The organism is Streptomyces sp. NPDC007907, from assembly GCF_042959365.1.
In the GTDB taxonomy this organism is placed as follows: Bacteria; Actinomycetota; Actinomycetes; order Streptomycetales; family Streptomycetaceae; genus Streptomyces; species Streptomyces indiaensis.
In genome coordinates, this window is record NZ_JBIBKR010000003.1 from 1 (window position 1) to 25,183 (window position 25,183).

General features: G+C 68.5%; 22 protein-coding genes. 10 read left to right on the forward strand and 12 right to left on the reverse strand.

What is annotated here, in order from left to right; genetic code table 11:
• Nucleotides 1–529: 529 nt before the first annotated feature.
• The 5 genes from ACFZDI_RS11220 to ACFZDI_RS11240 all read left to right on the forward strand — a co-directional run bounded on the left by ACFZDI_RS11220 (nt 530) and on the right by ACFZDI_RS11240 (nt 7,174).
• Complete coding sequence (locus tag ACFZDI_RS11220; RefSeq protein WP_391249574.1) at nt 530–3,034, forward strand: Helicase associated domain protein; 2,505 nt, start codon at nt 530–532, stop codon at nt 3,032–3,034.
• 12 nt (nt 3,035–3,046) lie between these two features.
• On the forward strand, nt 3,047–5,149 hold the full coding sequence (gene tap / locus ACFZDI_RS11225) for a telomere-associated protein Tap (protein WP_391249576.1): 2,103 nt from the start codon (nt 3,047–3,049) through the stop codon (nt 5,147–5,149).
• A 3-nt stretch (nt 5,150–5,152) separates the two neighbouring features.
• Nucleotides 5,153–5,710 (forward strand): telomere-protecting terminal protein Tpg, encoded by a 558-nt coding sequence (tpg, locus tag ACFZDI_RS11230; RefSeq protein WP_391249578.1) that lies wholly within the window; start codon nt 5,153–5,155, stop codon nt 5,708–5,710.
• A gap of 230 nt (nt 5,711–5,940) precedes the next feature.
• Complete coding sequence (locus ACFZDI_RS11235) at nt 5,941–6,639, forward strand: hypothetical protein (RefSeq protein ID WP_391249580.1); 699 nt, start codon at nt 5,941–5,943, stop codon at nt 6,637–6,639.
• A 265-nt stretch (nt 6,640–6,904) separates the two neighbouring features.
• Nucleotides 6,905–7,174 carry a hypothetical protein gene (locus ACFZDI_RS11240; RefSeq protein WP_391249582.1) on the forward strand — a complete coding sequence of 90 codons (270 nt, stop codon included), beginning with the start codon at nt 6,905–6,907 and terminating at the stop codon, nt 7,172–7,174.
• An 837-nt stretch (nt 7,175–8,011) separates the two neighbouring features.
• Here ACFZDI_RS11240 and ACFZDI_RS11245 read toward each other — a convergent pair.
• Nucleotides 8,012–8,677 carry a TetR/AcrR family transcriptional regulator C-terminal domain-containing protein gene (locus ACFZDI_RS11245; RefSeq protein WP_391249584.1) on the reverse strand — a complete coding sequence of 222 codons (666 nt, stop codon included), beginning with the start codon at nt 8,675–8,677 and terminating at the stop codon, nt 8,012–8,014.
• A 139-nt stretch (nt 8,678–8,816) separates the two neighbouring features.
• Here ACFZDI_RS11245 and ACFZDI_RS11250 point away from each other — a divergent pair, with 139 nt between their 5' ends.
• Nucleotides 8,817–9,839, forward strand: coding sequence for a zinc-binding dehydrogenase (locus ACFZDI_RS11250; protein ID WP_391249586.1), 1,023 nt, complete (start codon nt 8,817–8,819; stop codon nt 9,837–9,839).
• 205 nt (nt 9,840–10,044) lie between these two features.
• On the opposite strand, the gene ACFZDI_RS11255 is transcribed toward ACFZDI_RS11250, so the two are convergent.
• Nucleotides 10,045–10,524: a hypothetical protein gene (locus ACFZDI_RS11255; RefSeq protein WP_391249588.1), complete on the reverse strand. Its 480-nt coding sequence runs from the start codon at nt 10,522–10,524 to the stop codon at nt 10,045–10,047.
• Between the two features lie 223 nt (nt 10,525–10,747).
• Nucleotides 10,748–10,903 carry a hypothetical protein gene (locus tag ACFZDI_RS11260; RefSeq protein ID WP_391249590.1) on the reverse strand — a complete coding sequence of 52 codons (156 nt, stop codon included), beginning with the start codon at nt 10,901–10,903 and terminating at the stop codon, nt 10,748–10,750.
• Between the two features lie 194 nt (nt 10,904–11,097).
• On the opposite strand from ACFZDI_RS11260, the gene ACFZDI_RS11265 reads away from it, so the two are divergent.
• The 3 genes from ACFZDI_RS11265 (at nt 11,098) to ACFZDI_RS11275 (ending at nt 13,045) form a co-directional block, all read left to right on the forward strand.
• Nucleotides 11,098–12,468, forward strand: coding sequence for an AAA family ATPase (locus ACFZDI_RS11265; protein WP_391249591.1), 1,371 nt, complete (start codon nt 11,098–11,100; stop codon nt 12,466–12,468).
• Nucleotides 12,405–12,617 (forward strand): DUF6207 family protein, encoded by a 213-nt coding sequence (locus ACFZDI_RS11270; protein WP_391249592.1) that lies wholly within the window; start codon nt 12,405–12,407, stop codon nt 12,615–12,617. The genes ACFZDI_RS11265 and ACFZDI_RS11270 overlap by 64 nt, the downstream gene beginning before the upstream one ends.
• Nucleotides 12,618–12,739: 122 nt before the next feature.
• Entirely contained in the window at nt 12,740–13,045 is a 306-nt protein-coding gene (locus tag ACFZDI_RS11275) for a Helicase associated domain protein (protein ID WP_391249594.1), read from the forward strand.
• 888 nt (nt 13,046–13,933) lie between these two features.
• Here ACFZDI_RS11275 and ACFZDI_RS11280 read toward each other — a convergent pair.
• From ACFZDI_RS11280 to ACFZDI_RS11300, 5 genes are all read right to left on the reverse strand, one after another.
• On the reverse strand, nt 13,934–14,278 hold the full coding sequence (locus ACFZDI_RS11280) for a hypothetical protein (protein WP_391249596.1): 345 nt from the start codon (nt 14,276–14,278) through the stop codon (nt 13,934–13,936).
• A gap of 111 nt (nt 14,279–14,389) precedes the next feature.
• Nucleotides 14,390–16,114 carry a hypothetical protein gene (locus tag ACFZDI_RS11285; RefSeq protein ID WP_391249598.1) on the reverse strand — a complete coding sequence of 575 codons (1,725 nt, stop codon included), beginning with the start codon at nt 16,112–16,114 and terminating at the stop codon, nt 14,390–14,392.
• Complete coding sequence (locus ACFZDI_RS11290; RefSeq protein WP_391249600.1) at nt 16,059–16,877, reverse strand: transposase; 819 nt, start codon at nt 16,875–16,877, stop codon at nt 16,059–16,061. The genes ACFZDI_RS11285 and ACFZDI_RS11290 overlap by 56 nt, the downstream gene beginning before the upstream one ends.
• Nucleotides 16,874–17,137 carry a transposase family protein gene (locus ACFZDI_RS11295; RefSeq protein ID WP_391249602.1) on the reverse strand — a complete coding sequence of 88 codons (264 nt, stop codon included), beginning with the start codon at nt 17,135–17,137 and terminating at the stop codon, nt 16,874–16,876. Before ACFZDI_RS11295 ends, ACFZDI_RS11290 begins: the two co-directional genes overlap by 4 nt.
• An 838-nt stretch (nt 17,138–17,975) precedes the next feature.
• Nucleotides 17,976–18,764: a tetratricopeptide repeat protein gene (locus tag ACFZDI_RS11300; protein ID WP_391251069.1), complete on the reverse strand. Its 789-nt coding sequence runs from the start codon at nt 18,762–18,764 to the stop codon at nt 17,976–17,978.
• 944 nt (nt 18,765–19,708) lie between these two features.
• Here ACFZDI_RS11300 and ACFZDI_RS11305 point away from each other — a divergent pair.
• Nucleotides 19,709–21,262, forward strand: a complete 1,554-nt coding sequence (locus ACFZDI_RS11305) for an alpha/beta fold hydrolase (protein WP_391249604.1) — start codon at nt 19,709–19,711, stop codon at nt 21,260–21,262.
• Between the two features lie 223 nt (nt 21,263–21,485).
• Here the strand turns inward: ACFZDI_RS11305 and ACFZDI_RS11310 are convergent, their stop codons facing one another.
• The 4 genes from ACFZDI_RS11310 to ACFZDI_RS11325 form a co-directional block, all read right to left on the reverse strand.
• A complete protein-coding gene (locus ACFZDI_RS11310) occupies nt 21,486–21,713 on the reverse strand; it encodes a hypothetical protein (RefSeq protein ID WP_391249606.1) in 228 nt (75 codons plus the stop codon).
• Between the two features lie 11 nt (nt 21,714–21,724).
• Nucleotides 21,725–21,952, reverse strand: a complete 228-nt coding sequence (locus ACFZDI_RS11315) for an ANTAR domain-containing protein (protein WP_391249608.1) — start codon at nt 21,950–21,952, stop codon at nt 21,725–21,727.
• Nucleotides 21,953–22,507: 555 nt separating this feature from the next.
• Nucleotides 22,508–23,551 (reverse strand): ATP-binding cassette domain-containing protein, encoded by a 1,044-nt coding sequence (locus ACFZDI_RS11320; protein ID WP_391249610.1) that lies wholly within the window; start codon nt 23,549–23,551, stop codon nt 22,508–22,510.
• Nucleotides 23,548–25,182 carry an ABC transporter permease subunit gene (locus ACFZDI_RS11325; RefSeq protein WP_391249612.1) on the reverse strand — a complete coding sequence of 545 codons (1,635 nt, stop codon included), beginning with the start codon at nt 25,180–25,182 and terminating at the stop codon, nt 23,548–23,550. The genes ACFZDI_RS11320 and ACFZDI_RS11325 overlap by 4 nt, the downstream gene beginning before the upstream one ends.
• Nucleotide 25,183 lies beyond the last annotated feature (1 nt).

A 25,183-nucleotide genomic window follows, 5' to 3' on the forward strand; every position in this document is an offset into this window, starting at 1 on the left:
CCTCCGCTTACGCTCCGCCAGATTAAAGCTCAAGCGCGGGAATTGAATTCCGCAAGCGGAATTCTGAAAGCGTTCCAATTCGCGCAAGCGCGAATTGGAGGAATCCCGCAAGCGGGATTCCTGGGGCTGGCTACGAGGGGCGGGTGCATCACGCGCGGGTCCTGTGTAGCCACTGGGAAGCCAGCCCACCACCCCCACAAGAGAAGTGACGGGCCGTCGGGGCTGGATCGGGCGGCGGCCTCCGCCGCCTGGTACGGGCTCCGCTTCGCTCCGCCCTGATGCTTCCTCAACTTCCCAAGACCGTCGTGGCCAAGATCCAGGGATAATCAGCGTACAGGACAATCGGCAGCTGCCAGAGGGGATTCAACCGGTCATCATCCTGGAGGCAGAAGTCGGCCATGGTGCTGCATCACGGTGATGCGCTGTGTAGTATCTGGGATGAGACACTACTCCCCCGAGCCGCATCCGCCGTAGTCGGAATCCGCATTTTGATTGCGTGCGACATCCCGCGACAAGGAGAACACGGGGCATGGCCGTGAAACTGCGTGATCACCAGATCGAGGCCGTTGCCGCCATTGTGCGTGGTCTCGATATCCCGCCGGGCGGTATTCCCTTCAATGGTCTGCGCGGGCAGGTGCACGCCGCGTGCGGCACAGGGAAGACGATTATTGCTGCGGCGTCGGCGAAGCGGATTGTGCCTCGCGGGCGGGTGCTGGTGCTGGTGCCGACTCTGGATCTGCTGGCGCAGACGGTGAAGGCGTGGCACGAGGTGGGGCATCGGGGGCCGGCGGTCGCGGTGTGCTCGCTCCAGGACGATCCGGAGCTGTGGAACCTGAAGGTGCGCTCCACCACGAACCCGGTGCAGCTGGCGCTGTGGCACGGGCAGGGGCCCGTGACCATCTACGCGACGTACGCCAGCCTGGGTGTCCTGGCGGAGGCTTTCGAGGGGGCCTATGGCCAGAAGTTGGCGCCGGTGGACCTGGCGGTGGTTGATGAGGCGCACCGGACTTCGGGTTCGATGGGTAAGGCGTGGGCGGACATCCACGACCAGGCCGTCATCCCGGCCTACCGTCGGCTGTACCTGACCGCTACCCCGCGGATCTGGGAGGAGCGTCTTAGCCGGGAGGTTGCCGAGGGGGTGCGGGATCCGCTGCCGCGGGAGATGGCAGCCTCCATGGACGACGAGAAGATCTTTGGGCCTGTCCTGTACAAGCTGTCGCTCGCCTCTGCCGTGTCGCGGGGGTTGCTGGCGCGGTACCAGATCATCGTCCTCGAGCTCCAGGACCCCGTCCTGACCCTCGATCGGCTCTACGGCGAAGACCGGTACACCGAAGAGGTCCGCGGGCAAAGGCTCGGAGCCCTCCAAGCCGCGCTCCTGCACACCATGGCGCAGCACCAGCTCAGCACGTGCATCACCTTCCACCACCGGACCATCGAGGCACAGGCCTACGCCGAGGGCCTGGAGCGCGTGGCGGCGAAGCTCCACGCCAACGAGCCGGAGAAGTACCCGAAGCGGATCTGGGCGGAGTGGCTGTGCGGAGAACACGCACCCGAGCACCGGCGGGAAGTGCTGGGCTCGTTCGGCTCCACCGCCCAGCGGGCAGTCCTCTCGAACTGCCGCGTCCTCGGCGAGGGCGTCGACATCCGCGCCGTGGACAGCGTCGCCCTGCTCGACCCCAAAGGCGCCCCCCACGACATCGTCCAAGCCATCGGCCGCGCACTGCGGCAAAAGCCCGGACAGGGAAAGCTCGCCTCTTTGATCGTGCCGGTATTCCTCCAGCCAGGAGAAACACCCGAGGACATGATCGGCTCGGGATCGTACCGGCCCCTGGTGAAAGTCCTTGAAGGCCTGCGGGCCCACGATGAAGAGGCCGTCGAACTGCTCGCCATCCCGCAAGAGCCACAGAAAGACGTCGCGCAGCCATCCGTGCACATCGGAACGGAACCCGAGGAAGACGAGGAAGAATCCCGCCTGCTACTCCGCTTCGCGGCCCCACGTGACCCCGTGATGGTCGCCAACTGGGTGTCCTTCAACGTGATCGACACCGAACGCCAGGACTGGGCCCGCGGCTGGGCAAAGCTCAAGGCATACGTGGAGCGGGTCGGCCACGCCCGCGTGCCCTACGGACACCGCGAGGGAGCAACACCCCTCGGGCAGTGGGTCGCGGAACAGCGAAGGGCCTACGCGGCCGGGGAAATGAACGGCCAACGCGCCCGCCGACTCGAGAACCTCGGCATGGTCTGGTCCATGGCGGATGAGCGGTTCCAGGAGAACCTGGAAGCGGCCAAGGCCTACTACGAGGAGCACTGGACGCTGTGCGCACCCCGCACCGCCACCATGCTCGACAAGCCCATCGGACAATGGCTGTCCAACCTCCGCCGCCCCGGCGCACTGGACGGACACCCCGAATGGAGGGCCGCTCTCGAGTCCGTAGACCCGTACTGGAACCCGGCATGGCCGGCCGACTGGCAACGCCACTACACCGCCCTACGCGAACTCGTCCGCGACGAAGAGAGCCAAACCGACGTCCTGCCCGGCGTCACGGTCCACGGCATGGACATCGGACGATGGCTCGCCCGACAACGCAAGCCCGAGGCCTGGCAGACCCTGACCGACGGACAACGCCAGCTCCTCGAGCAACTCGGCATCACACCGCTCGCCCCGGAACCGGAGGAGCCCGCGAAGCGGTCCACAGCACCTCTGAGCGCCTTCGAACGGGGCGTAGCCGCCCTCACGCAATACAAGGAGCGCACCGGCTCCCTGACCGTCCCACGGGCCCACGTCGAGCAGCTGCCGGACGGCACAGAAGTTCGACTGGGCGTATGGATCATGAACCAGAAGAGCCGGCGCGCCAAACTCACCACCGACAAACTCGCCGCGTTGGCGGCGATAGGGCTGGAATGGGCCGGCGGCGACCTCCTCCAATGTGACGGTGAGCGCCAAGGGCGCCTCCGACACCGGGGAGACGACGACGGCCCTTGGAAGGTTAAGGAATGGGATAAGTTTGTGGTTAAGCAAGCTTGTCTGGAGTGAGGGTGCGGGGTCATGGCATCTGAGGAAGAGCTGTTCGCGTCCGTCGACGCTCTGTTGAACGAGGAGCCGCACCTGCCGCCTCCGGCGGAGCGTGCCCGGCTGCGTGAGGCCGCCGGCATCACGCAGGCCCGCCTCGCCACCGCGTTGAAGACGACGACCCAGTCGGTGAAGAACTGGGAGAACGACCGCAGCGAGCCGAAGTCGCCGCGGCTGGAGGCCTACCAGCGGCTGCTGAAGGGGTGGGCGGCGAAGTATCCCGCCTCCGGTGCAGTCCCGGCAGCCGCTCCGGCGCCAGCGGCGTCTACCAAGCCGGCCGCGTCCAGGGTGGAAGCGGCAGATGCCCCGCAGGCTCCCTCCGTTCCGGCCGCGGCGCCGGCTCGCCCCGCCAGCCCCCGGCCCGCTGCGACATCGCGGCGTCCGGCCACGAAGAAGGCGGCGCAGCCCGCAGCCGACCCGCGCTTCCCGCACGGGCCCCTCGCGGTCCTGGACGGTGAGGGCTGCGCGTACGGCGTGGACGGGATCGTGCTGGACTGCCCGGCGACCACGGTGGTGGAGCTGGTGGAGTGGACGCTGCGCGAGTCCGGCCTGGGCGCGTCGAAGCTGCATCGCAACGGCAAGGACTGCGATCCGCTGATCGTGCTCACCGCGGCGGCTGCCGTGAAGCTCGGGCTGCCGGAGCGCCTGGAGGGCCACGAGCAGCGCCGGTCCCTGCGTCTTGCCGAGGACCATATTGTGGTTAAGCAGGTGGTGAAGGCGAAGTGGCGGCTCACACAGCGCGGGTTCGGGCCGTGGGCAAGGATCTATCGCAAGGCTCAGGGCCGCGAGCGGCAGTGCGTGCGGCTGGCGGTCCTGTCCTGGGACGCTCTCGATGAGCGGGCCTGGCCCGGCGTTGCCGAGATGGAGCCGGCCGACGTCGCCCGCGTCCTGGGGATGTACGCCCGGCGGGTGATCACACCGCGCGGGTCGACGGCCGTGTCGGGGCTGGATCTGATGACGGCGCTGCGCCCGCCCACGCGTGCGGTGCGCGACGAAGCGACCGGGAACTGGGTGTCCGCCTACAACCCGGGCTCACTGGGCACCGAGCCGATGGACCCGGCGCCGCCGGAGGCCACCGCCGAGCACCCCGTCGTCGTCGACAGCGGCTGGAGTGGCGGGTTCCTGAACGAGGAGGCGTACCAGTGGGTGCGGCCGGTGGACCTGCTCACCGATGCGGAGTGCACCCTGCCCTACGCGGTCGGCCTGGACCTCAACACCGCCTTCCTCGCCGCCGCGGCCCGCCTGGTCGTCGGCCTGTCCGCCCCCGACCACTTCCATGCCCCGACGTTCAACCCGAAGATCCCCGGGAGCTGGCTGGTCGACCTGTCCCACGTCGAGGTGGACCCGCGTCTGCCCTCGCCCTTCACTCCGGACGGCACCCGGCCGACCGGTCCGGCCTGGTACCAGACACACACCGTCGCCTACGCCCAGGAACTCGGCTACAACGTCGCTCCGCTGGAGGCGTACCTGCGGCGGGAGACCGGCGCCTATCTGGATCCGTGGCACGACCGGTTGAAGAACGCCTACGTCGACACCCTCGCCGACCTCGGCGTCACCAAGGACCTGTCCGACACCGAGTTCCTCGCGGCGATGGAGCGGCACAAGGACACAGACCCCGCCATGGCGGCTGTCCTGGCTGCCATCAAGGCCACCGTCAAGGGCGGCATCGGCAAGCTCCGCGAACGCCCCCAAGGCAAGAAGTACAAGGAGGGCGAGCGGTGGCCGGCCCTCCAACGCCCCACCTGGCGCCCCGACATCCGCGCCGCCGTCATCTCCAAGGCCCGCATCAACATGCACCGCAAGCTGCGTAACATGGCCACGATGACGGGCCTGTATCCGCTCGCCGTACTCTCCGACTGCGTCGTCTACCCCAGCCCCGGCGCCTCGCCGCTGGACTTCCTGCCCTACGCCGCCTCCGGCAAGCCCCAGCCCGGCGCCTTCCGCCTCGGACCCACTCCGGGCCTGGCCAAGCTCGAAGGCGTCCAGTCGATGCTGTGGGCGGTCGACCTCATGGAACAGGGCCACAACCCCGCCCGGCACATCAAGGGCGGCGACGCCGTCCTCGACGAAGGAGAGTAGACCGTGGGAGAGATCGACGACGCCATCGAACGCGCCGACCGGGAAGCCTTCACCCGCCAGCCGCCCAAAACACTCCAGGCCCGCATCAACTTCCTGATGAAACAGCTCAAGACCACCAAAGCCGTCGCGGCGCAGATCGGGGTCAGCCAGCGGTCGGTCGAGCGCTACCGCAAAGGCGAACGCAAGCACCCGCCCAAGCCCATCGCGGACCGGATCGACGCCGCCGTACGAGCCCGCTGGCAGCCACAGGTCCGCACACGCCGGCAAAAGCAGGCCGCCACCACACGCGGCATCACGGTGGAGACCCGGGCCCGCTTCGGCTACACCGCACCCGTCGGCACCACCGACGACGGACGCATCCGACGCCTCACCGTCCACCTCCCACCCACCTACGCCAGGCGCCTCTTCGACGCCCGCCAGGCTGGAGCCGGCGACCAGCAGATGCGCCAGATCATCGCCGAAGGCTTCAAAGACGTCTACTTCCAGGACAACGGAAACCGCGCCATGACACTCACCGACGTCACCCTCAACGACATCGACTACCTCGACCTCAACTACTAACCCCGACACCCGCTCGCCGGGCCCGGCACCTGCTTGTCGATCTGCGCCAGTAGCCCCGCGGCCAGGGCGGCTGTTCTGTTCTGTTCTGTTCTGTTCTGCAAGCCCCACGAGACCTGAGGTATGACGCGTACACCTCATATCTTGCTCAAGTTCACTCCACACGTGATCAAGACATGTTCTGATCAACCTGACCAACCGGCCCGACCAGGGGCCGGATACAAGGGGGGATCATGTCACAGCGATTTGGCATGGGCGTTGTCGCCGCTGGCCTGCTGATCATGGGTAGTTCCGTACCGGCGTTTGCCGACGAGCCGGCTCAAGAGCCCGGTCCCGTACTCATTGCGGAGGGGGCCGGGGTCGTACCGGGCACGGTAACGGACGCCCCGATCGCCGGTTCGGAAGTGGCAGAGGGGGTCGACAGCGGAGCGCCGTTGAACGAGGACCTGCCGATCCCGGGGGAGACCGATGGCCCTGAACTGCTGGGGCCCAAGGAACCGCTGTCTGAGTACTGCGGTCCCGGCCATTGGTTCGCCCACATCACCAAGAACAAGAAGAACACGATGAGGGTCTGGGACTCGGCTTTCGTCAAGAACACGAAGTCGTACAGCATGGACTTCAAGTTCACCTCCAAGAAGTCGGGAACCACGACTGTCGGCGGGTCGGTGACACTCAGCGGCGAGTTCAAGGCATTGTGGCTCGGCAAGATCAAGGCCGATGTCAACGTGAATGCCTCTAAGTCGTGGACTTCCGAGCTCGGCGTTGAGGCCTCCGGCAAGGTCAAGGCTCATGACACCGTGTACGGCGACTACGGGATCATGAAGGAGAACGTGTACGGCTACACCGCATACCGGTACAGCAATTGCAAGACTGGCTCCAAGGAATACACAACGGCGTGGGCGCCTTACCGTGAAGGCTGGCTCATCCACTAACCGTTTCGCAGCGCGCCCCGGCTTCCGCCGGGGCGTGCGTCTCCGAGGAGAGTGCCCTATGGGCCGTTACGCCACAGCGCCTGCCCTGCTCATTCTGCTGTTGACCACAGCCTGTTCGGGAACCAGCGACGGTGACGGAACATCACCCCCGTCAAGCGCTACCCCTTCCGGGACCGGGTCGAGCAGCAGTTCCGACGCTGCCCCTAGCTCGCCTGCCACGCCACGGGCACTCGACTTGCCTGCCAAGGCGAGGATTCTCGTGCCAGTGACCACGGGTGAGGGCAGCACCGACCTGCCCGTTTTCAAGCCGGAGTCAGACGTATATACCGTGTACGTCACTTGCACCGGTAAAGGCAAGATGACGCTCGTCGATCGCAATGCTCCAGACGATGACCCCAGCAAGATCGGCTGCAATGGGCCTGTTACTCACGGGCGTATCTATACGGACGTTGTCCCCCAGAAGCTCGCCGTACGGACAGACGGCGGCACCGTGAACTGGACGCTTGCCGTCGTGTCCGGCGAGCATCCCGTGTGAACCATCGGGCCGCAACGGCCGAGTGGTGATTCAGTTCTCTGGAGTTCAGCTCGGGGTTGGATCCTCCGGGGCTGGCCAGTCCCTTCCCCTTCTTCTTCCCGTCCGAAGAGGGTGAGATGACGCTGTCGTTTCTGGGGCGGATCGCGGACAGGTACGGCATCCGTCCCCCAGCCGCCACCCGACCCACCACCGGGCGGGCTACCGTCCGGGGCCCCACCCGCTGGCTCAGGCAGTACCAGCCAGTCACCGGCGTCCGCATAGACGCAGGGGCGGGAGGACTTTTGCCTCCTCCTGACACTCGGTCTGAAGCCTGAGACGGCCCTCGCAGACGCCCCAGTCGTCACGGCCATGTGCGCCTGTCGGACCCGTGCGGGCCCCGAGTGCGCGCCCGCAAAAGGAGCGGACGTCGCCTCAAGCTCGGGTCCTGGCCGACCTGGACCCGTGGTGGAACCCGCCTGCCCTGGCCGATGCGGCGGCAGCACGCCTACCACCACGCCCGCAGCCACCCCAATACCTCACGGGCCACACGATGGATTACCGCCCAGGGCCAGGCATGGCCGCTTCTGAAACCTGGCCAGCAGAACTACTGCCCGCCCTGGCAACAGTGTGGGCAGGCAGCTCTCGTTTCAGCGAGGGCGCTCCTGCTCGCTGTGATAGGCCCGGGCCAGTAGCCCAGCGAACGCAGCGGCCGCTCGACGCCGTACCGACCACCTCGGATCTGGTGAAGCAGCGCCCGACCTACCTGCTCGGGGGTGAACCCGTTTCTCGCCAGCTCTTGAACGATCTCCTCGAGGGGACAGCGCACCGGGGTCTCGCGGCGGGCACACCGCCTGCTCGTCAGCCCGCCGCTTGCTGGAGGCCGTCGAGGATGAGGTCAAGACCGAATTCGAACTCGTCGCCGTAGGCGTACCCGGGGCGCATGACGTGAGCCGTCGCGATCTCGGTCAGGTACGGGTACTCGCCGTCGCCGAAACCGCTCATGATGGACTCCGCCAGTTCGGCGGTCTCGTCCGGGGTGTTGAAGGGCAAGGTCTTCTCCTGCAGGGCGAACCCGTAGATGTAGCTGTCGAGGACCGAGACGGCGTGGGCGGTCAGGGTGAGGGAGAACCCGCCCTGACGCAGGCAGCCGAGTACGGCGTCGTGGTGATGCAGGGTGGCCGGTCCCGGAGTGGACCGTGACTCCATCAGCCCGATCGCCCAGCGGTGACGGGACAGCACGTGGCGCATGGACAGTGCCCGCTGCCGCATCGCCTGTCGCCAGTCGTCATCCGGCGTGGGCAGTTCGACCTCGGCGAAGACCAGGTCGATCATGCCGTCGAGCAGGTCGTCCTTGTTGGCCACGTGGTTGTACAGGGACATTGCCTCGACTCCGACGGCCTCGCCGAGCTTGCGCATGCTGAGCGTCTCCAGTCCGCCGGTGTCGGCGAGTTCGACGGCGGCGCGCAGTATCCGCTGCCGGGTGAGCGTCTCGCGGGCCTGTTGCGGGGCGGTACGTCGGGGCACGGTGGACGGTCGCTTCCTCTCGTGGTCTGCCAGCGTTGACGAGCTTACGCTGTAAGTGCTGTACTTACAGCGTAAGTACAGCACTTACGCTGTAAAGCGCGTTGTGAAGACTGAACCGGGAGCAATGGCGATGCGGAACATGAACGAGCCCGTCGCAACGGCCGGTGGGGCCAGGACAATGGCCGCCGTCGTGCAAGAGCGGTACGGCGCCGAGCCGGAAGCCGTGCTGCGCACGGCGCGGCTCGCCCGGCCCGGCATCGGGCCGGGCGAGGTATTGGTGCGGGTGCGCGCCTCCAGCCTGGACCGGGGCACCTGGCACCTGATGGCCGGTCTGCCGTACGCGATCCGGCCCGTGAGTGGGCTGCGCAGGCCGAAGCTCCCCAATCCCGGCCGCAACATCGCCGGTGTCGTCGAGGCGGTCGGCTCCGACGTGACCGGGTTCGCGACCGGCGACGAGGTCTACGGCACGGCAGTCGCCGCATTCGCCGAATATGCCGCCGCCCGTCCCGACAGGATCGCTCCCAAGCCGACCGGGCTCACCTTCGAGGAGGCGGCGACGGTACCCGTCAGCGCCCTCACCGCACTCCAGGCGGTTCGCGACAAGGGCAAGGTCCGGGAGAGCCAGCAGGTCCTGATCACGGGAGCCGCCGGCGGCGTGGGCACCTTCGCCGTCCAACTCGCCCACACCTTCGGTGCCCGGGTCACTGCCGTCGCGAGCACCCTCAAACTCGACGCCGTACGGGCGCTGGGCGCCGACCACGTGATCGACTACACGCGCGAGGACTTCCTTGCCGGCCCGCGCCGCTACGACGTCATCATCGACATTGCCGGCAACCGCGGTCTGCGGGATCTACGTCGAGCCCTCACGCCCCGCGGCAGGCTGGTCATCACCGGCGGCGAGACGAACGGCCGCTGGCTCGGCGGCACTGACCGGCAGCTCCGCGCACAGATGCTGTCACCGTTCACCGGCCAGCACCTGGGCACCTTCATTTCCTCCGAGCACGCCGACGGGCTGCGCGACCTGACCGCCCTCATCGACGCGGGCACACTCTGCCCTGTGGTGGACCGCATCTACTCGCTCACCGAGACCGTCGCAGCCATCCGACACCTTCTTGACGGCCGAGTCACGGGCAAGCTGGCGCTCGCCCTGCCTGCCGAATGACGCCGTAAGGCGACGCCGACAGCATGCCCTCTACCGGCAGCTCCTGACATCGCCACGTCCGGCGGCTGACTTCCCCACGTACCCGACAGCGGCAGGGCGACCCCAAACGGCCACTGAGCCTTTTCCGACCTCCTGCAGGCGCAGGCGTGCGGGCCCGGCTGCGAGCGCGTCCTGGCGCGGTTTGAGCCTGACGTCGACTCGAGAGTCAATCGGTCTGGGTGCGCAGGCTCCGCGCCAGGGTGGGGATCATCAGCGTCGCAGGGACGAGGTGCAGCCCGAGGAGGGCGGTAGCTGACGGTGCTACTCCCGTTCTCGCACAGGATCTGCAAACCGGTGCTGAAGCGGCCAGGTCCGGTGTGGCCCGAACGAGCGCCATCGACTCCAGTGTCTTCAGAGCCTGTGTGATCTGGCGCCGACGGTTGACGTCCTCGGACGCCAGCTGGATGCCGGGACCGGCGTATTGGCTGACGGAGGCCGACAAGCTCATCCATGACACCGGGTGCTTCGCCGTCGACTCCACGGGGTAAGGGGTGTCCCACTGCTTGCCCGGCCCTACGGCGCACTGTGCGGCGTACGGCATCGTCAGCATGAGCCGGAGCTGGAGTCCCTTGGGGGTGACCATGCGGGCCGCGAACGGCTGCTCCTCCTTCGGGAGCGGCTTCCGCTCGTCCTCCAAGATCCTCATCTCGTCAAGCCGGTAGAAGGCCTGGCGGACTCGGATGGAGGCGGGCTGTGGTCCTTGCTCCCAGATCTGGTGCATGACCTGGTTGACGCCCCCCGAGCATGCGGGTGCGAAGGGTCTGGAGGTGTGCAAGGCGTGTGTCGACCTTGCCGTCCTTGGGGCGCATCTTGGCCTGCCTTTTGAGAACTACGGATTGATTCTCATGCCGCCGTGATCCATCGATTACTCAGTCAACTGGGCCGTCCGGGACCAGCGAGGGCAGATCCGCGGAGTCGTCCATGCAGGACGTCACGAGCAGCTCCCCGGAGATGGAGTGGCATGGCGGTCCGGTCAGTTGCATCCCCGCAGCATCCGGTACCAACCCCTCGACCAGATCGGTCATGTCGACTCAACGAGCGATCACGCCGGCGCAAACGACGACGTCTTATCAGCCTTGCCTACGAAGTGCTACGGAAACCGCTGTTCATCCCCCTGACAGCGAGTGATGGGTATATGTCTCGAAGGTCAGTGGGCTCCCGGCATCTGCACCGTCTCTCGTGCATCCGGCGGGAGTCCTTCCGGGGGGGAAGGGACCACATGTCGCGGCAAGTTCCTGAAACGTTGTTCTTCGGCCGGGCGCAAGAGCTGTCACAGATGGGTGCCTGGTTGGTCCGGGCCGCGGGGGGTGAACCACAAACCGTCCTCATCGACGGACCGGCAGGTATCGGGAAGACATCGCTCTTGCGCTGCTTCCTCGCCGGTCTCACCGCGGATCACTGCGTTCTGCGGGCGAGTGGGGACGAGCTGGAGATGCAACTGCCGTACGGGATCGTCACGCAGCTGATACCGCACCGGGTGCACGGCGTCGCGGATGCCGGTGCCCCTCAGCCGGACCCCATCTCCATCGGTGCTTCCCTCATCGACGCTCTCGGCAAGTTCCAGGACCGCGCACCGGTCATTCTGGTGATCGACGACGTTCAGTGGGCTGACACACCTTCGCTGCACGCGATCACCTTCGTACTGCGGCGACTGCGCGTCGACCGGGTGCTAACGGTGCTCGTGACCCGGGACGCGGCAGATCCCCGGTTGCCGCACGGACTGCACCGCATCCTCGAAGAGGACACGACCGCGAAGCTGACGCTGGCCGGACTCGGCGTCCCCGAACTCGCCCAGCTGAACCAGGCGCTGGGCTTGTCACCGCTGCCTCGCTGGGCCCTCGCTCGGCTGAGGGACCACACCTACGGGAACCCCCTACACACCAAGGCGTTGCTCCAGCAGTATCCCGGCGCGTTGCTGAGTGCCGGCGACACCGTCCTGCCCGCACCGCGCAGGTACGAGCGGCTCATCGCTGAGCGGCTCGATGGTTGTGCCCCGTGCACGCGACGGCTCGTGGGCGCCGTCAGCGTCGTCGGAATGTCGGCTCCCCTGCATGTGGCGGCTGAACTCGCCGCCGTCGCAGACCCCTTGGAGGCGCTGGCGGAAGCCATGACACAGGAACTGCTGATCGAGGGCGCGGCCGGAGCCATGCCCAGGGCCGGGTTCCCCCACCCGCTGCTGCGGGCCGCTGTATATCGCGGGCTGGACCCCGGCGAGCGCTCCCGCCTGCACCGGCTGGCCGCAGGTCTCTCGGACGCGCCGGGCATCGCCCTCCAGCACCGCGTGGGTGAACCGCGAGCCGGGCCCTGCCTGGAAGGAGCACGTCAACTGCACCTGGTGGAAATCGAAGGCACCGAACTGGCGCCGGAGCTCAGGAGTGGCCTCGGCCTGCGGGTCCAGCGGGATGACGACGGGCTCACCGATCGATATGTAGCTCGGCTCCCGGAACGGCAGGGTTACCTCTCCCCGCCCTGCCTTGACGGCACCGGACCCCAACTCGTCTTCCATCAGCAGCACATCCACCTCGGATGCGTGACCTTCTGCAACGAAAAGTGGCCAATTCTCGCTCATATGCAGGATTGTGCTGCATAAGCGGCAAGGCTGAAGGCAGAACCCCTCATTCCGTTCGGACCCGGCACGAATCCGGTGCCCGGGGGCGCGGTTGCTGGGTGGGTCTGCCCGGCGAGCCCGGGGTACGGCTGCGCTGCTTCCTTGACCTGCGCCAGGAACCCAACTCGTAGCACGGCGGGCGGCAATGCCCCGATGACCAGCAGTGGTCGGGGTCATGGTCGGAGTTGGCGGCAGCGTGGTCGGGGGCGGGGGGGTACGAGGGGTCCGGTTCGGCTGGGAGAAGCTGACAGCCGTGCAGCAGTGGATGTGCGAACACATCCTCGGCATCCAGCCCGCCACCGAGGACGAGAAACCCAAACCACGGACCAGCCAAGCCGACAAGTGGGCCCTCAACTACGAGGCTGCCAAGCAGTACTTCAAGCGCGAGGGGCACCTGCGCGTGCCGAGAAAACACATCGAACGGGTCGTCATCGGTGAGGACCAGGAGGAGCGAGAGATCAAGCTCGGAGCCTGGATCAGCAATCAACGCTCACGCGCCGCCACACTCACCCCAGAACGCATCGAGCAGCTCTCCACCATCGGCATGCGCTGGACATAGTCACTCGGCTCGGGACTCTGCCATCGCGCCGCCGGCAGGCCAGTATGCCCGCCTATGCGTCAATCGCACAGGAGGGCGTACCCCTTGTGTACGACCTGGGCTCGTTGGGGCGGCCGTGGCGTTGCAATCCTCCTCGGTCGCCTAGGAGAGCGACCGCCAGTCGCAGCGTTCGAGAGCGATCGGGCCGGCGAGCAGTGGTTGCGATCCTCGGTCGCCCCGGAGAGCGACCGCCAGAGGCTGATGCCGTATGCCTCCAGCCTCGTCTCGTCGTTGCGATCCTCGGTCGTCCCCGAGGGCGACCGCCAGCGCATGACCTGGCGCAGGGCGCGCTCGCGGGAGCGGTTGCGATCCTCGGTCGCCCCGGCGGGCGACCGCCAGCCTGAGGTTGGAAACCGACCTCAGCCCCGTCTTGGGTTGCGATCCTCGGTCGCCCCGGAGGGCGACCGCCAGGATGTCGTCGGGTGCGTTCCTGGCCGGGCTCATCGCGTTGCGATCCTCGGTCGTCCTGGAGGGCGACCGCCAGTGTGTGCGCGAGGTCGATGACGTCGCCGTTCGTCAGGTTGCGATCCTCGGTCGCCCCGGAGGGCGACCGCCAGGGAGCTGCTCGGCACCCTTCCGGGCAAGGTGACGGCGTTGCGATCCTCGGTCGTCCCGGAGGGCGACCGCCAATCGGCGAGCCCGCCCGTGCCGCCCTTGTTGAACTGGTTGCGATCCTCGGTCGCCCCGAAAGGCCACCGCCAGGCGAGGTCTTCGCGAAGTTCTTTTTTGATGGCGTCGTTGCGATCCTCGGTCGCCCCGGAGGGCGACCGCCAGCTGTTCTCCGTTCCACGGCTGTACGCGGCGCTGCTGTTGCGATCCTCGGTCGTCCCGGAGGGCGACCGCCAGTGGCTATGGTTTTGGCTGGCGCCGCGCGGTCGTCGCGTTGCGATCCTCGGTCATCCAGGAGGACGACCTCCAGCCACGGCGGCGACGTTGCTGTCCGGGCCGTCCTCGCAGTTGCGATCCTGAGACTACCCGGAGAGCAACCACCAGACGGCAGTTCAGGGGCGGGCCGCCGTCGGTCGAGTTGTTGCCACCCTCGATCACCCGGAGAGCGACCGCCATGCCGCTGACGGCCATGGCGATCTGCACGGCCTCGCTGTTGCGATCACACGGTCGCCCCAGAGGGCAACCGCCAGCCGCACCCTTGCGACCGAACACGGCCAGACCGGTGAAGTTGTGATCCTCGGTCATCCCGGAAGGCGACCGCCAGACGGCCGTTGCCGAGATTGACGCACTCGAACCCGTAGTTGCGATCCTCGGCCGCCCAGGAAGGCGACCGCCAGAGGGTGCCTGGGACACCCTTCACCACCGTGACGGTGTTGTGATCCTCGGCTGCCCTCGGAGGGCGACCGCCACGACGCCACTGTTCCGGAACACTGTATCGATCGGTGGGATCCTCAGCCTCTGCCCGTCTCGCTGCACGGCGGGTTCGATTCCTCGTTGGGGGTGGTAAGGGCCTGTCCACTCGCATAGGTCACCAGCGATTTCGACGGCGTGTCCAGCGTTGATCGCTGTCTCTAGTTCTCGTTGTGGGATGGATGCCATGTGGTCCTGGAGTTTGCGGTAGGTCTCGGGGGTCGGTAGGCCGCTACGGAGTTGTTTGATGGCGTCCTGTGCGACCTGCCGGTCGTGCTGGTCAAGCTGGAGGCGGATGGCCACAACGGCCACGGAGTGCTCGTTGTCGATCACGCGCATTTTGCGGGCGGTTTCCGGGTAGTCCAGCTTTTCTCGCAGCGCTTCGATGGCTTCTCCGGTGGCTCCGTTGGGGTCTGTGGAGGAGCGTCCGGCCTGGAGTCGGTAGCGGTGCTGGTAGTAGGAGCGCAGTGTGTCCAGGTCGTCTGGGTCTGCGAGCCCCTTGCCGAAGCGGCGGGATGCTGCGGCGATGCCGCACCGGTTGTAAATCACTTGTGGCTGGAGACCGTCCGTCGGTTCGAAGACGGTCATGATGCTGTCCTCGGTCGGGCGGTGCCCCTCGCGGTTGATGCGCCCGGCGGCCTGTTGTTCGGACTCCGGCAGCGATCTGGCGCGGTATCCGCGCGGGAAGTCGAGGTCGACACCGGCTTCGATCAGCGATGTCGACACCAGCAGCGTGTCCAGACCGGCGTCAAGGCGCTGTTTTGCCGCTTGGATGATCTCTCTACGGTGGCCGCCGGTCATGCGGGTCGACAGGTGCAGAGTGCCGGGGTCCTCATCACGGGCGCCTAGCCAGACGTTGTGCACGTGGCTGGCGTCTTTTGTTCCGTTGACCACCATCAGAGCCTGGCCGTGCGTTGCGGCTTCTGTGGCGATGCGTTTGAGGGTCACCTCTGAGCCCGTGCGCCAGTCGTACCGGACCCGGCGGAGCTGCTGGAAAAGCGGTGCGGGGTTGGCGACGATGTCGCGCTGTGGCAGGCCAGTCTGCCAGGGGTTCAGCGCGGCGAGTTCCGCAGCGTGGGCCTGTCGGACATCAGGGAGTGGGTCGCCTACCCGGAAACCGGCCCGGGCCCGGTGAAGCGACCGTACCTCGCGGTCCGTGACGCGGCGATCACCTGTGCCTTTCCGATCGAGGACGTGACCGCTCTGGGGCTCGTGGACATGCCCGGTCTCGGTGAGCTGGTGCCGGCGGCGGAGATACATCACGTGGCCGGTCTGCGCAACGACGTCGACTTCGTGATCGTCGTCAAGCGCCCCACGGACACCAACGCCATGTGGGCGAAGGAGGATGCCGATGCTCTGGAACTCGTCGGGAACGTCTGCGGGGTCGCCGACGTACGGGACTTCACTCTCATCCTGGTGAACACGGGAGAGTGCCTGCCCGATAACGTCCGGGCACTCGACGACGACCTGCGCGAACGGCTCAACGGCCCGGACGGCGGGCGGGGTTACTGGGTGATCCTCGCGGACGGCGCGGACCGTGACATCGTCCGCGGCGAGGTACTGCAGCCGGTCCTGGAGCACTTGGCCACCGCTCTGCCTCGCATGGACGAGGCGGTCATCGAGAGCGCGGTCGACGTGTGCCGTGACCGCACGGCCCGCATCGAAGCGCACCTGACCGACTGGTCTGCCGCGTTGCGAACGACGGCTGTGCCCACCGCCACGGAGCACGTGATCGCCCGAGCTGCCGCTGCACCGAGCGACGGCTGTGTCCCGCTGTCAGCAGGGCGTGGACGGCGGCATGCCGATCCCGGGTCCGATCGGCGAATCGGTGCCCGCGCGGCCAAGGAGAACTGTGCGAGTCGGCTGCCGGGACGGCCTCGGGTTGGGGAGCGGGTGCGGGAACCGTGGGGACCAGCGCGCGGAGGCAGCAACGGTGCTGGGCGACGCTCCGCTCGGTGGCCTCGCTGAGGTTGTGCCAGAGGTGCCACCGGTCCGCGACCTGGACGGCCTGCGGTGCACCGGCGGTGGCGCCCTCGGCGAAGAACGGCGCCCGGTCCCGGCATACGACCTCGACGCCGGGCCGATCGGCGAGCGAGGCCGCCAGGCTCGATGCCTCCCGGTCGGGCAGCAGGTCGACAGGGCGGCGGGTCTCGACGTCGACGAGAACGGTGCCGTAGTGGCGGCCCTTGCGGGTGGCGTACTCGTCAACACCGACCACACGCGGGGCGGGCACTTCAGGCTCGGGCAGGGCGTCGACCAGGCGCAGGACGGTGCTCCGGCTGACGCATACCCCGAGCGCGGAGCTCAGGCGGGCGCCGGCGCGGCCCGCCAGGGCGAGGCCGACCGCGGCCAGCGTCGCGCGCAGCCGCTCGGTCCGCTGACCGTGCCGACGGGTCAGGCCGGGTATCTGCTCGACGAAGGTCCGGCGGGTCATGCCGAGTTCCGGCAGGCAATCCGGCGCACCCTCAGCTGAAGAACAACGCTTCGTCCGGCGCTGGGCACATCAGCTGGAAACCGCAGGTAGGAACCATGGACCCGGTTCGACCAGACCTCGCACGCCGGGCAAGCGGCGCCGTTTGCAGGGCATTCCGCGTCGACCCGCACTATCGCGATGCTCACGTCCACCGACAGCACCGCGACGTCCGCGATCGACGGGAACAACAGCTCCTTCAACCAGGGCACGATCTCTTCCACGGACCCGAACTGTCAGCCCAGCTGCCTTGACCACGGCCTATTTTCGGGCGACTTCACGCACTGCCCGGAGAAGCTCAGCCGTCACTCAGCGTGAGCGCGTCACAGAACCTGAGCCACAACCCGTTCTCATGGACAGAGCCAGCACATAGTTGTCACCAGCGACGGGATGGGCGGGGGGAGCTATTGCTGGCCGCAGGTGCCCTTTCGGGTGGCTCCCCTGCCGGGTGAGATGACGCTGCCGTTTCCGGGGCGGATCGCGGACACGTACGGCCGGACGGTGCGGAGTCTGCTGTCGTCGGTTTGCCGAAGTAGCTGGCCAGCAGGGCGTTGTCGGGGCTCTACGGGCGACAGCGAGGTGCTCTTGAACGGCCCGGGACCGGGTCGCGGCGCTGTGCCGTGTTCCGCAGGTGGGCTTACGCCGTGCGTTGCCGGCCTCGACGCGCCAGGAACCGCTGGTCCCCTCGAAGGAGCAGCCGGCGGCGCGGCTCCACAACGGCGTCGAGACGGTTGCTGCCCGGGGGTCCGGCGTGCCCGGGCTGTGTGGCTGCGCGGACCGGTCGCGCTACACCAGCCCGGGTGTATCTGGCAGCGCACCAGCGAGTCTGCCCACGCCACCGGTGCTGGCCGTGGGCGTGCCGCCACCTTCCGACGGAGCTGAGCTCGAACCCGCAGGACTGGCCATCGGGCCCGGATACAGGTGAAGTGCCTGGGCGGTACCGGGCACCGACGCCGCTCGTTCACCGTGCACCGGTACTGGAACCGTGCACCCGGCCTCTCTCAACGAACCTACAACACGCCAGGCCAGCAAGCCCCCTCCGAGCGTCAGGGGCCGCTGCGCTTACAGTCGAGTGCCATCAATGTGCTCGAGCAGCGTTCGGGCTTCGACGGTGCGGCTGTGGTCCGGACCGAAGGAAGCCTGGCACGCATCATGAGCGGCTGCAGCCTGGTGACGGGCATCGGGAGCCCGTCCCAACCCCCACAAGACCATAGCGAAGACCAGTTGGACGGCGCCCGTGTCAGGGTGGCGCTGGTCATCGGGCAGAGTGCGGTACAGCTTGTCGGCGCCCTGTACCTCGGTGAGGGCCTCTTCGTAGCGGGCTTGGCCGTTGAGGCTGCGAGCCAAGCCGAGTCGCAGGACGACGGACCCCCGGTCACGTTCGCAATGGGCGGCCAGGGCCTCGCGGGCGACTGCTTCGGCCTCCTGGTGGCGCCCCTGCGCATTGAGGGCGAAGACCAGCCCGTTGCGGGCGGCCGCTGCCAGGAATGACATCTCCGGGCCGGTACCGCGGCCCGCGGCCTCGGCGACGGCCGCACATTCTGCCTCGCACTCGGTGTACTGGCCGAGCGAGGTCATCTGCTGGGCGCGGTCCGAGCGCAGCTTCAGGGTCAGCCAGTGATCGGCTCCGAATATCCTGCTGAAGGCAGGAAGCGCCTCGTCGTAGGTGGCCAGTGCCTCGGCGTGGCGGCCTTGGGCGCCCGTCGCGAGCGCGGCAATGTTCAGCGCCACAGCTGCGTACTCGTCGTCGCGAGGTCGCGATCGGGCCACGGCGCGGGCTTCGGCCTCCGCTTCGGCGTAACGCCCGGCTTCGTAGAGGGCTTTGGCCTGCGCCACAGGCGTCCCCGTCATTTGTTGGGCGTCGCTGCGGCTACGCCGCCGTAAGAATCTCATGACCGGGAGCATACGGATGCTGCGCAGGCTACGCGGCGGCGGTGCAGGGAGACGGTCGGCACCCTGGCGTCCTGGAGGTTCACGCGAGGCCGGCCATCACGGCTGTCTCGCCGACGACCAGCACGGTGCTCCAGGCGAACACCGTCGCCGTGGACGTCATGACGACTGTCCGGAGCGTCTTCATCCAGGTCCTGTGCTGTCGGGAGGCCGGCCGCAGGGATCCGGCAGCTCCATCCGAAGAAGGCCGCAGCACACCCCGGGCGGGCTGGCACCCAGCTCGCAGGGCCGCCGGACCGGAAGTCCTTGGTCCACCCGCACCTTTTCGGGCGGGCCGCCGAACGTGCCGTAGGGGTCCTCGCGCAGGATCGCGAAGCGCAGCGCGGCCAGCACCGACTCCCGTGATGGATGTACCGGTGTGCCTGCGACGCCGGTGAGGGCGGTGGTGGCGCAGTCAATAAACCACGTGATCCACGGCCTGCGAGGCTTGCCGTCGACCTTGACCAGCACCGGAAACCCGCACATGGTCGGTCTCTCAGTCCCCTTATCGGCCGTCCAGGTGAGCCTGAGGCCCCGGCTCGGCTGCCCGTGCGGGTGAGGCCTCTCGTGCGGCCATGGAACGCACCCCGAGACCCGAGCCGTTGCGGCAGCACCTCACGAGCGCCCTCGCCAGGGCCTCCTGATCAGAGCTGAAGGAGTCGGCTGTGGAGGGTGTATGTGCTGCTGGTGTAGCAGCATTGATCTTGTCGATCTCGAGCGCGAGAAGTCATAGACCTGGCGGGAGGCTGGAGCTGAGCTGCTGTCGTGGACGGCTTGTACTCTGCACTCATTCGACGATCGGACGATCACGACGCGGGCATGCGAGTGCGGGGCGGGCGTCCAGGGGCGGGAGCGCGGGGATTTCAATGAGTGACGCACATCCGATACGAAGCCGTAGACCGGGCCTCTCGGCTGGTGCGCTCATCATCGCCGGGGTCGTCCTCGTCGCGATCGGGGTCGTCGGCGCCTGGCTCAAGCACGACGCTCCCGGCCAAAATGCGGAACCGCGTACGGAGTTCACCGCGAACAACCCGCCCGCCGGTCTGCCCGCCGCGCTCACCACCGGCCAGCACCTCCGCTGGTCCCGCTGCGCCTCGCCGCCCACCGCGCGCACGGGCTACGACTGCGCCACCATGAAGACCCCCCTCGACTACCGGAAGCCAGACGGCAAGAAGATCGACGTCGCCCTGATCCGCCGAAAGGCCACCGGCCCGAACACCCGGCGCATCGGCTCACTGGTCCTCAACTTCGGCGGCCCAGGCGTGTCCGGCGTGAACGGACTACCCGAACGCCTCAACCAGTACAAGCCGCTCCTCGACCGCTACGACCTGGTCTCCTTCGACCCGCGCGGCGTCGGCGCAACCATCCCCGTGCGCTGCGGAAAGACCGCGGCCGGCACCGGCTACGCCGGGCCCGAGGCCTGCGCCAAGCACTCCGGGGCGCTCCTGCCGTACATCGGCACCTCGCACACGGCGCGCGATCTCGACCTGATGCGCTACCTCCTCGGCGACGAGCGGTTGCACTACTTCGGCGTCTCGTACGGAACGGCGCTCGGCGCGGTCTACGCCCACCTGTACCCGTCGCACGTCGGGCGGCTCGTCCTCGAAGCGCCTGTCGATCCGACCGAGGACCTCAGCGCGGAGCAGGTGTCGCAGGTCAAGGCGGTCCAGGCGGCGTTCGACCGGTTCGCTGCGCACTGCGCGGCCCGTATCCGCCACTGCCCGACCGGGGACGGGCCCGAGGAGGCCGCGCGACGCATGGCGCGCCTGGCCGACCGCCTGGAGAAGAAGCCCGCCCCAGCCGGCGGCGGAAGAAGCCTGGACGCCGACGACCTCGCGCACCGTGTCAGCGATCATCTCGTCCTCGGCACAGACGGCTGGTCGCCGCTCGCCAAGGCCCTCACCGCGCTGATCGACCACAACGACGGCCGTCCGCTGAGCGAGGGCGCGGCAGACGTGGGTTCCGCCGACCGCGCGGCGCCCGCGCCCGACAGCAGCCGCGTCGCCCAGACCGCGATCACTTGCGCGGACTCCAGCCTGCGCCCCGGCTTCGAACGCCTCGACAGGGACGAGGCTCGCGTCAAGGCCGCCTCACCCGTCTTCGGCGCGGCCTGGTCCACCGGCGTCTACCTCTGTTACGACTGGCCGTTCGACGGCGAGCGCGTCACGCCCCAGGTGAATGCCGACGGCGCGGCCCCCATCCTGGTGGTCGGCGGCACCGGCGACCCGACCACTCCGTATCCCGGCGCCCGCCACATGGCCCACGCCCTGGGCGACGGTGTCGGCGTGCTCCTGACGGCCGAGGAGGAGGGCCACGGCACGTACCCGCAGAACCGCTGCGTCAAGGGGGCGGTCGATCAATACCTCCGCACGGGCCGCACCCCGGCCCCGGGGACGGTGTGCCGGGGCAGCATGTCCTGAGACCCGTACCGGCCGTCAGCGCACTGGTTCGCTGACAGGGGCCCCTGGGCGTGCACCACGACACCGCCCGGTCCGAGACGGGCTTTGGGAGCTGATTGCCCGTGAGATCTCGACGAAGGTGTCCGATCAATCCGGGCTGGTCACCTGTGCCGCTGTGCCCCGGTGCCCGATCGCTCGGGTCCCGGGGCACGGCTGGGTGGAGCACAACACTGCTGACCAGTGATCACTGATAGGCCGGTACGGCCCAGGTGGCCTTGTAGCGCCGGTCCAGGATGTTGGCCGAGTGGATCGAGTATGGGCCGCTGGTGCCGATGAAGCGGATCCACGCGGTGTCCCAGGAGTTGGTGCCCGGCCTGTCCTGTGTCTCGGGGCACCCTGCTGAGCAGGTGGAGATCACGCGGTCCGTTGTGGGGTCGTTGCCGACGCTCTTGATGACCGTACGCTTTGCCACCTGGTCCCGGTTCACACAGTTCGTACACCAGTGTTTTTCGGCGTCCCCGGTGACGTACTCAGGCAGCAAAAAGGCTCCTTGCCCACCACGGCCGCCATCATCCGCTCCGCCACGACACGCAACCGGATGTTGCTGCGCTGGGATACCTCCACCAAGATCTCCCACGACTCCTCGACCGAGCAGCCGAGCTGAGTTATCAGGATCCGGCGGGCCATATCGATCCGGGGCCGACTCTCCATAGCCTGCTTGAGCTGCTCGTTCTCGTCCCGAAGCCGCTCGATCTGCTCAGCATCCGGCTCCGCTGAACCACCGCCCGCGTGCTGCGGAGCATCGGCGGACGGCGGGTCTGCACCCGCATGCTGATCTTACATTTCCGGGGAGGTGGCACACCGGACGCCTGCCCCCAGCGCCCACCGGCACACAGAACCAACCCCAGAGCCCTTGGTGATCTGCCCTACTCCGGGCCCGTGCACCTCACCCTTGCCCGAGGCGGGCTGAACACGCCGACCCACCGTGCCGTCGGCGTCGCGCCGTCGTTGAACAGCATGACTCCATACACCGGGCCCCGGGGATGTCATGGCTGATCCCCCGGGGCCCGTGGTGGCGGAACGGCTACTACATCAGCGCAGCGAGTGCCTGCTCAGCCATCTGGATGCCCTGTGTTGCCGCCATGGTGGTGGCGCCCTCCAGGAGTTGTTCGGTGCCGGGCAGGCTGACCACGGCGTCGAGACCGCCGGTCGCGGCGGGGGCGGAGGGCAGCGTCGCCCCCGCTTGAGCCTTACCGGCAGCCGTGACTACGCGTGGAGATCGGCTTCGCCGACGACGCGGACGCCCGTCTCCTCCCCCGGACCGACCGGCAGAGGTCCCGCGACCCGGACGGCGACAGGGATGGGGTGGCTTTCGACAGCTACGGTGACCATGGCGTCGTGGCCGTAATAGTGGATGTCCGTCACCGTGCCGCTGACCGCGCCGTCGGAGTCCGCGTCGGTGAGACGGAGTTGCTCCGGGCGGAGCAGGACGGTGCCGGAGCGGAGGCCGGCAGGTCGGGCGGCGAGAGGTACGGGGCCCAGGGCGGTCCTCGCTGTGCCGTCGGTGTCGACGGTGGCGGGAAGCAGGACGGCGTCGCCGACGAAGTCGGCGATCCAGGGGTCGGCGGGGCGGCCGTAGAGGTCCTGCGGGGTGTCGCACTGGGCGACCCGGCCGTCCCGTACGACGGCGACGAGGTCGGCGGTGGACAGGGCCTCCTGCTGGTCGTGGGTGACGAGGACCGCCGTGGCGCCGGTCGCCCGTAGCGCGGCCCGTACGTCTGCCCGCACTCCCGTGCGCAGCGCGCTGTCGAGAGCGTTGAACGGCTCGTCCAGGAGCACGAGTTGGGGGCGCGGGGCGAGAGCGCGGGCCAGCGCGATGCGCTGTTGCTGGCCGCCGGACAGCTCGTGCGGCATGCGGTCGCCGTATCCGGCGAGGCCGACCAGCTCCAGCATTTCGTCGGTGCGGCGCCGTCGTTCGGCCCGGTCGGTGCCGGTCAGCCCGAAGGCGACGTTGCGGGCGACGCTCAGGTGCGGGAAGAGGGCGCCCTCCTGGGGCACGATGCCGATGCGACGGCGCTCCGGCGGCAGGTGGACACCGGGGCCCACGAGAAGGCGGTCGCCGAGGCGGACGGTGCCCGCATCGGCGTGCAGGAAGCCGGCGACGATCCGCAGGAGGGTCGTCTTGCCGCAGCCGGACGGGCCCAGGACTGCGGCCAACGCGCCTTCCGGCAAAGTGAGTTCGAGGCCGCACAGGACCGGCTCTTTGGCTCCGTAGGACTTGGTGAGTCCTTCGACGTGCAGTGCGTTCATGTCCGGTGCCTGCCTAGGAGGTATGAGGGGACGGCGGCCAGCAGGATCAACGTGGCGGCGTAGGGGGCGGCAGCCGCGAACGATCCGGCGCCGGTCTCCGTCCACAGCCGGGTGGCGAGGGTGTCCATGCCGGTGGGGCGCAGCAGAAGAGTCGCGGGGAGCTCCTTCATGCAGACCACGAAGGTGAGCGCGGCCCCGGCGGCCACGCCGGGCGCGGCAAGCGGGACGGTGACCTCGCGCAGCACCTGCCACGGCCGTCGCCCGAGCGATCGTGCCACGTCCTCCAGGACCGGAGGCGCCTGAAGCACGGCCGCGCGGGTGGCGGCCACCGCGACCGGCAGGAAGAGGACCGCGTAGGCACCGACCAGCAGCGGGAGTTGCTGGTAGAGCGGGTAGGCGTAGCGCACGGCGAAGAAGACCAGCGCGAGGGCGACGGTGATGCCGGGCAGTGCGTGTCCCGCGTAGGCCGCCTGCTCCAGCAGGCGTGCTGTGCGGCCCCTGTGCCGGGCGGCGATCACCCCGACCGGCAGGGCGAGGAGTGTGGTGAGGGCGGCGCCTGCCGCCGCGACCCCGAACGTGGCCCACGCCGTCTGGGCGAGTCCGCCCAGGTCCCAGGTGGCCGAGCTGCCGACGGCCAGCCAGTAGCCGAGGGTGCCCAGCGGGAAGGCGACGGCGACGGCTGTGACCGCCCCGCACCACAGCAGGGCGAGCGGCTGCCACCGGCCGAGGGCGACCGGAACCAGCGGGCGGGCGGCGCCCGTTCCGGTCCTGGCGTGCCCGGCCCGGCCGCGCGTGCGGGCCTCCGCGGCGACCAGCGCGACCGTCATGACCACCAGGACGACGCTGAGCGCGGCGGCCGGGGTGCGGTCGAAGGAGGCTCGGTAGGACGTGTGGATGGCCCGGGTGAAGGTGTCGTACCGCATCAGTGAGACCGCGCCGAAGTCGGAGAGCACGTACAGCGCGACGAGGAGTGCGCCGCCCGCTGCGGCCGGTCGCAGCTGCGGCAGCGTGATGCGGAGGAACGTGGCGAGCGGGCCGTGTCCGAGGGAGCGCGCGGCCTCCTCCTGGGCCGGGTCGATGCCCCGCAGCGCGGCGGCGACCGGCAGATACACGTACGGGAAGCTGACCAGCGTGAGCGCGAGCGCGGCGCCGCCGAAACCGGCGAGGTCCGGGTCGGCCGACAGCCAGGCGAAGGCGGCCACATAGCTCGGCACGGCCAGCGGCAGTGTGGCCAGCACGGACCAGGCGCGGCCCCCGGGCAGTCGGGTGCGTACGGTGAGCCAGGCCAGCGAGACACCCAGCACCAGGCAGGCCGCCACGACCACGACGGTCAGACCGAGGCTGCGGCCGAGCAGATCCAGGGTGCGTTCGTCGGCGACGACGTCCCAGGCGAAGGCAGGGCCGCGTTCCAGGGCCCGCACAGCGAGATAGCCGAGGGGCAGCAAGGCGAAGAGGGCGGCCACGCAGGCCGGGACGACCAGGATCAGGGGCGGTCTGCGACCGGCCATGACGAGTCGCCCCGCCAGGCGAGTTGCTCGTCTGCGACCCCTGTCCGGCCTGCTTTCCGGCTCACCCCCGACCGGAGCGACGGGGGCTTCGGTCGGGAGCGCGGAGGATGGCGAAGTGGGCATG